At 74.0% G+C, this 10,130-nt stretch carries 2 protein-coding genes (1 of these 2 only partly in view); both read right to left on the minus strand.

The window, feature by feature from the left end; all coding sequences use genetic code 11:
• Window positions 1-8,836, minus strand: partial view of an SDR family NAD(P)-dependent oxidoreductase gene (locus tag ACWY4P_RS02080; RefSeq protein WP_456212781.1) — the 5' end (the start) only. 20,945 nt of this gene lie to the left of the window's left edge; 8,836 of the gene's 29,781 nt are visible here — the first part of the coding sequence; its start codon is at window positions 8,834-8,836; its stop codon lies beyond the left edge, outside the window.
• 133 nt (window positions 8,837-8,969) lie between these two features.
• On the minus strand, window positions 8,970-10,025 hold the full coding sequence (locus ACWY4P_RS02085) for a DegT/DnrJ/EryC1/StrS family aminotransferase (RefSeq protein ID WP_456208355.1): 1,056 nt from the start codon (window positions 10,023-10,025) through the stop codon (window positions 8,970-8,972).
• Between the last annotated feature and the right edge of the window lie 105 nt (window positions 10,026-10,130).

A 10,130-nucleotide genomic window follows, 5' to 3' on the forward strand; every position in this document is an offset into this window, starting at 1 on the left:
CACTGCCGGACGTGCCGTTGACCACGAAGCCGCGCAGGGCCTCGGGCAGCCCGTCCCCGGCCACCGGGTAGTCGTGGTACATCACGCCGGCGAACACGCCGGTGGCGCTCCCCTTGAGTGTCAGCGGGTCCATCCCGGCGCGTTCCAGGGCCTCCCATGACGTCTCCAGCAGGAGCCGTTGCTGCGGGTCGATCGCGAGCGCCTCGCGCGGGGAGATCCCGAAGAAACCCGCGTCGAAGTCGCCCGCGTCGTACAGGAACCCGCCCACGCGGGCGAACGACGCGTCGGGCAGGCTCCAGCCCCGGTCGTCGGGGAAGTCGGAGATGCCGTCGCGGCCCTGTGCCGTCAGTTCCCACAGCTCCTGGGGGGAGTCCACGCCGCCCGGATAACGACAGGCCATCCCCACGATGACGATCGGGTCCCCGGTCACGGCGGGGGCGGAGGCCACCTGCCGGGTGGCGGTGGTGCCCTGCCCGCGCGCACAGAGGAAGTCCGCGACGGCCGCGGGGGTGGGGTAGTCGAAGATGAGGGTGGTGGGCAGCCGTACGCCCGTGGTCTCGGTGAGCCGGTTGCGCAACTCCACCGAGGTCAGCGAGTCCAGTCCGAGGTCCTGGAAGGTCAGCGACGGATCCACGGCCTCGGCGGAGGGATGCCCGAGCACCGCGGCGACCGCGGCCCGCACCAGCCGGGACACCGCGTCGGCGAGGTCAGCCCCAGTCAACCCTGCCAGCCCCGCCGGCCGCCCGGCCAACGGGCCGGGCCCCGTGCCCGGCGCTCCGGCCGCCACCGCGCGCCGGGCCGGGGCGGGCACCAGTGCGCGGAAGGCGGCGGGCACGGTGCCCCGGGCGCGCAGCGCCGCGCGGTCCACCCGCGCCGCGACCACGGCCGGTTCGCCCGCGGTCCGCGCGGCGTCGAACCAGGCCAGTCCCTGGTCGACGGTGAGCGGCGGCAGGCCGGCCCGCGCCATGCGGCGCATTTCGGCATCCGTGAGGGTGCTCGTCATGCCGCTGCCCTGCGGCCACGGGCCCCAGGCGATGGCCAGACCGGGCAGCCCCTGGGCGGCCCGCCGCCGTACGAGGGCGTCCAGGAACGCGTTCGCCGCGGTGTAGCTGCCCTGCCCGGCGTTTCCCAGGACGCCGAACACGGAGGAGAACACGATGAACGCGGTGAGGTCATGGCTCCGGGTGAGCTCGTGCAGATGCCACGCGCCGGCCGCCTTCGGCCGGAACACCGTGTCCAGCCGCTCCTCGGTCAGCGTGTCGACCAGTCCGTCGTCGAGCACACCGGCGGCGTGCACCACACCGGTCAGCGGACGTGCTTCCGGGATGTCGCGGATCAGCCGGGCGACGGCGGCGCGGTCCGAGACATCGCAGGCGACGACGGCGGCCTCGGCGCCCAGCCGCGTCAGCTCCGCCACCAGGTCGTCGGCACCTTCGGTGGCGCTGCCACGGCGTCCGGCCAGGACGAGATGGCGCACGCCGTGCGCACCGGCCAGATGCCGGGCCATCTGTGCGCCCAGCCCGCTCAGTCCGCCGGTGACCAGTACGGTGCCGTCGGTGTCCCAGACGGCCTCGCGGTGGGACTCGGCGCCGGGGCCCGAGGGGCGCACGGCGGTCAGCCGGGGCGTCAGCAGGCGGCCTTCGCGTACGGCGAGCTGCGGCTCGTCGAGCTCCAGTGCCGCTCGCAGCGGCCCGGCCGTGAGCGGGGCGTCCGTGCCGTCCAGGTCCAGGAGGACGAAGCGGCCGGGGCTCTCGTGCTGGGCGGAACGGACCAGCCCCCACACCGTCGCGCCCACCAGGTCGGGCGAGGCGTCGGCGTCCGTCGCGACCGCGCCTCGCGTCAGGAACACCACCGCGGCCGTGTCCTCGGGCCCGTCGGCGACCCCTTCTGCGTCCCGCAGGTGCTGCTGCAACCGGTCGAGCGCCGCAGAGGTGGCGGCGCGCACCGCGTCGAGCATGTCGTCCGCGGCCGCGGCCCCGGCCGGTGCGGTGACCGGGACCAGGACCACGTCCGCCGGTGCCGTCGCCTCGTCGACCACGGTCTCGCCCGCCGCGCGCAGCGCGTCGGCCAGCCCCCAGGCGTCCGGGCCGGCCACCGACCACCGACGGACGTGGCCGTCCGCGGCCGACGGCGCCGCGTCCACCCAGTCCAGGCGCAGGAGCGGTTGCCCGCCCCCGGCGCCACCGGCGGGTGTGTACGGGCGGAGCGCCAGCCCGGGTACGGAGGCCACCACTCGGCCCTCCGTGTCGGCGACGGTCAGCGTGATCGCGTCGTCGCCCGCGCGGCTCATCCGGACCCGCAGCACCGAGGCGCCCGAGGCGTGCAGCGACACCCCGGTCCAGGCGAACGGCAGCCGTGCGCCCGCGGAGTCGTCGAGCCCGGTGTACGACACGATGTGCAACGCGGAGTCGAGCAGGGCCGGGTGCAGTCCGAACGCGGCGGCGTCGCCCGCGATGTGCTCGGGCAGGGCCACCTCGGCCAGTACGGCCTCCTCGGTGCGCCAGAGCGCGCGTACGCCCCGGAACGCCGGGCCGTAGTCGAACCCGGCCGCGCTCCGCCGCTCGTAGAAGTCGTCGAGGTCGAGCGGCACGGCGTCGGCCGGTGGCCAGGTCCGGCCGTAGGGCCACTGATCGACGCCGCCGGACTCGTCGGCCGGGTCCGGATCGCCCGGCCGCTCGGATGCGCCGGAAGCTCCGGGTGCGAGCAGGCCGGTGGCGTGCTGGACCCACGGCGCGTCGGGCGCGTCCTCGGGGCGGGAGTAGATCCCCAGGGTCCGGCAGCCGGTGTCGTCGGGCGGGCCGAGGGCCACCTGGACGGGGACACCGCCGTGTGCGGGCAGCACCAGGGGCGCGGTCAGGGTGAGTTCACGCACCCGGCCGCAGCCGGCCTCGTCCCCCGCCCGGACCGCCAGCTCCACGAACCCGGTGCCGGGGAAGAGCACCTGCCCGGCCACCACATGGTCGGCCAGCCAGGGTTGGGCCGTCGTCGACAGGACGCCCGTGCACAGCAGCCCTCCCGTGTCCGGGAGCCGCACGACCGCGCCCAGCAGAGGGTGTTCCGGCCGGTCGAGGCCCGCCGATGCGACATCGGCCGAACCGGCCGCCCGCCCGGCCCAGTAGCGCTCGCGCTGGAACGCGTACGTCGGCAGCTCCACCCGCCGTGCTCCGGTGCCGGCGAACAGGGCGGGCCACCGCACGGGGACGCCGTGCGCGTGCAGTCGGGCCGCGGCGGCCACGGCGGCGATGTCGTCGTCCTCACCTCGGTCCGTACGGAGCATCGGCACCGCGGTGACGCCGGGCAGCTCGGCGAGGTTCTCCCCGGCCAGGGCGGTGAGTGTCGCGTCGGGGCCCAGTTCCAGGAACACCCGGGACCCGGCGGAGGCCGCCGCGCCGATCGCCGCGGAGAACCGCACGGGACGCACGACATGGTCCACCCAGTAGTCCGGCGTGCTGATCCGTGCCGCGTCGACCAGCTCGCCGGTGAGAGTCGAGACGATGGGGACGCGCGGTTCCTGGAAGGTCAGACGCTCGACGGCCGCCCGGAAGTCCGCGAGCATCGGGGCCATCAGCGGGGAGTGGAACGCATGGCTGACCCGCAGCCGTGTGGTCTTCCGGCCCCGGGCCTCGAAGCGGGCCGCGATGTCCGCCACGGTCTCCTCGTCGCCGGAGAGGACCACCGAGGACGGGCCGTTGACCGCCGCGAGTTGCGCCCGGCCGGCGTGGTCCGCCAGCAGCGGCTCCACCTCGTCCTCGCCCGCCCGCAGCGCCACCATGGCCCCACCCGCGGGCAGCGCCTGCATCAGCCGGCCACGCGCGGCCACCAGGGCACACGCGTCGCCGAGGGAGAGCACACCGGCGACATGTGCGGCGGCGATCTCGCCGATCGAGTGGCCGACGAGGAGGTCGGGGACGATCCCCCAGGACTCGGCCAGCCGGAACAGCGCCACTTCGAGGGCGAACAGCGCGGGCTGCGCGTACTCGGTACGGTCGAGCGCCTCGGCGTCCGAGCCGAACATCACCTCGCGCAGCGGCCGGTCCAGCTCGCCGTCCAGCAGCGTGCACACCTCGTCCAGTGCGCGGGCGAACACGGGGAAGCGGTGAGCCGACTCACGGCCCATCCCGATGCGCTGCGCTCCCTGACCGGCGAACAGCAGCGTCAGGGGGCTCGCGGTCACGGCGACGCCCCGCGCCGCCTCCACCACGCCGTCCGGCGTGGACAGCAGCACCGCGCGGTGCTCCAGCTGAGCGCGAGTCGTGGCGAGGGAGTAGCCGATGTCGAGCGCCGAGGCGCCGGCGTCCGCCAGGAAGGAGTGCAGCCGGTCGAGCTGGGCCCGCAGCGCGGCGTCGGTCCGTCCCGACACCGGCCAGGGCACCGCACGAGGGGCGGACTCGGGTGTCGTGTTCGGTGGCGCGAGGTCCACGGCAGTGGCCGGTGGCGGCTCGTACGGCGCCTGCTCGACGATGACATGGGCGTTGGTGCCGCTGATGCCGAACGAGGACACCCCCGCGCGGCGCGGGCGGCCGTGCTCCGGCCACTCCGCGGCCTCGGTCAGCGGCTCCACCGCGCCCGCCGTCCAGTCCACATGCGACGAGACCGCGTCCACGTGCAGTGTTCTGGGCAGCGTGCCATGGCGCATGGCCATGACCATCTTGATGACGCCCGCGACGCCCGCCGCGGCCTGGGTGTGTCCGATGTTGGACTTGATCGACCCCAGCAGCAGCGGATGGTCCTGCGCCCGGCCCTGGCCGTAGGTGGCCAGGATCGCCTGCGCCTCGATGGGGTCGCCCAGCCTGGTGCCCGTGCCGTGTGCCTCGACGGCGTCGACGTCCGCGGGGACGAGTCCCGCTCCGGCCAGCGCCTGGCCGATGACCTGCTGCTGGGACACGCCGCTGGGCGCGGTCAGCCCGTTCGACGCGCCGTCGGAGTTGACCGCCGAGCCGCGCAGCACCGCCAGGATCCGGTGGCCGTTGCGGCGGGCATCCGACAGCCGCTCCAGCACCAGCATGCCCACGCCCTCGGACCACCCGGTGCCATCGGCGCCCTCCGCGAACGCCTTGCACCGGCCGTCCTCGGACAGCCCGCCCTGCCTGGCGAACTCCACGAAGATGCCGGGCTCGGACATGACGGTGACGCCACCGGCCAGGGCGAGCGAGCACTCGCCGCTGCGCAGCGACTGGGCCGCGAGGTGGAGGGCCACCAGCGACGAGGAGCACGCGGTGTCGACCGTGAGCGCCGGCCCGCGCAGGCCGAGCGTGTAGGCGACCCGGCCGGACAGGACGCTGGGAGAGGTGCCGGTCAGCACATAGCCTTCGGCGTCGCCGGTCGCCTCGTGCAGCCGCGGACCGTAGTCCTGGGCCATCGCGCCGACGAACACTCCGGTCCGGCTGCCGTGCAGTGACGAGGGCGCGATCCCCGCCCGCTCCACCGCCTCCCAGGTCACTTCGAGCGCCAGCCGCTGCTGGGGATCCATGGCGAGGGCTTCCCGGGGCGAGATCCCGAAGAGCGCCGCGTCGAACCGGTCGGCGTCGTACAGGAAACCGCCCGGCCGTTCCGTGGCCAGCACCTCGGCCGCCCACCCGCGGTCGGTGGGCATCGCCGAGACGGCGTCCACCTCGTGGGCCACCAGGTCCCACAGCGCCTCGGGGGTATCGGCCCCGCCCGGGTAGCGGCAGCCCATGCCCACGATGACCACCGGCTCGTCGGCGGGCGCGGCGGGGGCCCGCGGCGGGGCCTCGCGGGTGCCGGTGGCACCGCTGGACTCGGTGGCCAGACGGGCGGCGATCCGGTCCGGCGTGGGGTGGTCGAACAGCACGGTGTCGGGCAGTCGCAGACCGGTGGCGGACCTCAGCCGGGCCACGAGTTCCACGGTCATCGTGGAGTCGAAGCCGAGTTGTTTGAACGTCAGGCTCGTATCGACCCGCTCCGGTTCGGGGTAGCCGAGCACCATGGCGGTCTCGGCCCGCACCAGGCGCGCCATGTCCGCACGAGGCTGCCCGGCGGCCGGCTCCGTCGCCGCGGGTGCCGCATCGGGTACGGGCTCGGGCGCGCCCGGGGCCGGCGGCGCGGCGGGGCTGTGCGCGGCGGCCTGGACTGCCGGTTGTTCGTCCAGCCAGTGGCGTTCCCGCTGGAAGGCGTAGGTGGGCAGTGCCACGCGCCTGCCGCCCCGCTGGGCGAAGTACGCGTCCCAGCGCACCGGGACGCCGTGGACGTGCAGTTCGGCCATCGCGGTCAGTACCGTCAGCGACTCGTCACTGCCGGGGCGCAGCGTCCTGACGACCGCGGCGGGCTGGTCGAGGCATTCCCGGGTCATCCCCGTGAGCACCCCGCCCGGGCCCAGCTCCAGGAACGCGCCGACGCCCCGGTCCCGCAGGGTACGGACGGTGTCCGCGAAGCGGACGGTCTCGCGGGCGTGCCGCGCCCAGTACTCGGCGGAGCACAGCTGCTCGGCGGTCGCGAGTTCGCCGGTGAGGTCGGACACCACGGGGATCCGGGGCGCGGCGAGGGACAGCCCGGACACGACCCGGCGGAAGTCGTCGAGCATGGCGTCCATGCGGGGGGAGTGGAACGCATGGGAGACCCGCAGGCGCTTGGTCCTGCGCCCCGAGTCGGCGAAGTGTGCGACGACGTCCTCAACCGCGCCCTCGTCGCCGGCGACGACCACGGATGCCGGGCCGTTGACCGCCGCGAGGGAGATCTCGTGCTCGCGACCGGCCAGCAGCGGACGCACCTCGTCCTCGGGGGCCTGGACCGAGGCCATCGCGCCGCCGGTGGGCAGCGCCTGCATCAGCCGGCCCCGCGCGGCCACCAGGGTGCAGGCGTCGGCGAGGGACAGCACACCGGACACATGGGCGGCGGCGACGGCCCCGATCGAGTGCCCGGCCACGAAGTCCGCGGTGGCGCCCCACGACTCCAGCAGCCGGAAGAGGGCCACGTGGAGGGCGAACAGCGCGGGCTGGGTGTAGGCGGTCCGGTGCAGCAGGTCGGCGTCGTCGGTGTCCGCCGGAGCGAACATCACATCACGCAGCGGCCTTTCGAGGTGTTCGTCCATCCGGGCGCAGACGTCGTCCAGCGCCTGCGCGAACACCGGATCCCGCCGGTACAGCTCCTGGCCGGCCCCGGCCCGCTGCGAGCCCTGGCCGGAGAACAGGAACGCGGTGGTGGCCGCGGAGCGCGCCGAGCCCTGGATCGCGCCGCTGCCGGGGACGCCGTCGGCGAGCGCGGTCAAGGTGCGCAGTGCTCCGTCATGGCGCCGGGCGAGGACCACGGCCCGGTGGTCGAACGTGGTCCGCGTCGTGGCCAGGGAGAAGCCCACGTCCACCGTGGCCGCCGGACGGGTCTCCGGGCCACCGTCCGTCCCGTCCGCGCCGCCATGGCTGGTCATCTGGGCCGCTAGCCGGGCCGCCTGCGCGCGCAGCGCGTCCGGTGTCCTGCCCGACAGCAGCCACGGCACGGCGCCGGGCTCGGGGCCATCGTCGTCCGCGGCCGCCGTGAGGTCTGTGGGCGGTCCCGCCACGGCGGGCGTGGCGTGCCCGAGGGACGCGGCGTCCGATACGACGAGGTGGCAGTTGGTGCCGCCCATGCCGAACGACGACACCCCGGCCAGGACCGAGCCGTGGTGGGCGGGCCAGGGGCGCGCCGACGTCACCACGTCGAGGCGCCACTCGTCGAACGGTATCCGCGGGTTGGGCCGCTCGAAGTTCAGGCTCGCGGGCAGGGTCCCGTGACGGAGCGAGAGCGCGACCTTCAGCAGCCCGACGATGCCCGCCGCGCCCTCCAGGTGGCCGACATTGGTCTTCGCCGAGCCGACCAGCAGCGGCTCGTCGGCGGGGCGGCCGGCGCCGTACACCGCGCCAAGGGCCGCGGCCTCGACGGGATCGCCGACGCGGGTGCCGGTTCCGTGCAGTTCGACGTACCGTACGGCGGTCGGGTCGGCGCCCGCGCGGCGGCAGGCCGCCCGCAGTACGGCCTGCTGGGCCCGTGGGTCGGGAGTGGTCAGGGCGTCGCCGGCGCCGTCGTTGTTGACCGCGCCGCCTTCGATGACGCAGTAGATCTCATCGCCGTCGGCCACGGCGTGTGCCAGCGGCTTGAGCAGGACCAGACCCCCGCCCTCACCGCGGACGTAGCCGTTGGCGCGCTCGTCGAAGGTGAAGCACCGGCCGTCCGGGGACAGCCCGCCGAACCGCGCCGCGGTCTCGGTGCTCTCGGGTGTGAGGTTCAGCTGGACGCCGCCGGCCAGCGCGGCGCGGGACTCGCCGCGGCGCAGGCTTTCGCAGGCGAGGTGGACCGCGACCAGGGACGACGACTGCCCGGTGTCGACCACCAGGCTGGGGCCGCGCAGCCCGAGGAAGTAGGAGACGCGGTTGGCGATGATGCCGCGGTTCAGCCCGGTGAGGGTGTGGTGGCCGATGCCCGCGACACCCCGGCGCCGGTCCAGGGTGCCGTAGTCGTCCGCGGTCACGCCGACGAACACGCCGGTGTCGCTGCCGCGGACGGCGTCCGGCGGCATTGCGGCGTCCTCGAGCACCTCCCAGCCCAGCTCCAGCATGAGGCGCTGCTGCGGGTCCATCGCCCGGGCCTCCCGTGGGGAGATCCCGAAGAACTCGGCGTCGAAGCGGTCGACGTCCGCCAGGAAGGCGCCGTGTCCGCGGTGGCCGTTCCCGTCGTGGCCGTTTCCGTCGTGGCCGGGGCCGGGCGGGGGCTCCCCGCCGGTGTCCGGCGCATGGGCGCCCCGGCGGCCGGGGGGCGGCTCGGACACCGCGCTCACCCCGTCGCGGAGCAGCTCCCAGAACCGCGCGGGGTCCGGCGCGGACGGCAGTCGGCAGGACAGCCCCACCACCGCGATGGCACTCTCCCGGTGCGTACCGGGGCGGTCGGCAGGACTGGACTCGGATGGACTCAACGCTCCGCTCCCCACACACAAGTTGTCTCGTCCGGCCCTGCGCCGGCCCGGCACACCCCGGCAGCCCGGGTCAACGCCCGTAGAACTCCGCGACCTTGCCGATGATGTAGTCCTGGTCCGCCTCGGTCAGTCCGGTGTGGGTGGGCAGACACAGGCCCTCCGCGGTGAAGCGGCCGGCGTTCAGGGAGGCCCAGTCCGGATCGAAGTAGAGGGGCTGCTTGCTCATCGGCTGGAAGAACCGCCTGGTCTCGATCGACGCTTCGGCCAGAAACGCGCACAGTTCATCGCGGCGTTCGGCCCGCACGTCGTACATCCACAGCACATCCCGCGGCGGCATGCGGGTGATTTCCCGGATATTCCCGAGCCCGGCGTCGTAATACGCCTCGATCTTCCTGCGCCGGGCGAGGAATTCTTCTATCTTCTCCAGCTGCCCGAGGGCGACCGCGGCCTGCAGATTGGTCATGCGGAAGTTGTAGGCCAGCTTCTTGTGCAGGAAGTCGTGCTCGGGACCGATGGCCATACCGCGCAGATGCGCCATCTGCTCGGCGAGCCTGCGGTCGTCGGTCAGGCAGATGCCGCCCTCACCGGAGGTGATGATTTTGTTGGCGAACAGGGAGAAGCACGCCACGTCGGCGACCGGCCGGACACCGTGCGCCTCGGCGGAATCCTCGATCACCCGCAGGTTGTAGTCGAACGCGATCCTCATGATGACGTCCATGTCGCAGCGGCGTCCGTGCACATGGACGGGCATGATGACCTTGGTGCGCGGCGTGATCTTGGACTCGATGAGAGCCGTGTCGATGTTGAGGTCGTCGCCACAGTCGACGAAGACGGGTGTCGCGCCCGTGTAGGTGACCGCCCACGCTGATGCGACGAAGGTGAATTCGGGGACCAGTACCTCGTCGCCGGGGCCCACGCCAAGGGCGCGCAGCGCCAGGGTGAGCGCGGCCGTACCCGAGGAGCAGGACACTCCGTGCGCCACTCCGTTGTAGCGCGCGAATTCGCTCTCGAACTGCCCGACATAGGGCCCCGCGGCCGATATCCACCCGGAGGTGATCGCCTCGGTGACGTACTTCAATTCCGCGCCCACCAGATATGGTTTCGCGGCCTGGTATGTGAAGGTCATGCCATTCCTCATTCAGCCGGGGGCCATGGGCGCTGCCCTTACGTCACTCTATCGGCGCCCCCATTCAGAATCTCTAAGGGAAGTACCAGAGCCCTTCGGCGCCGG

The sequence above is a fragment of the Streptomyces sp. LZ34 genome, assembly GCF_053890475.1.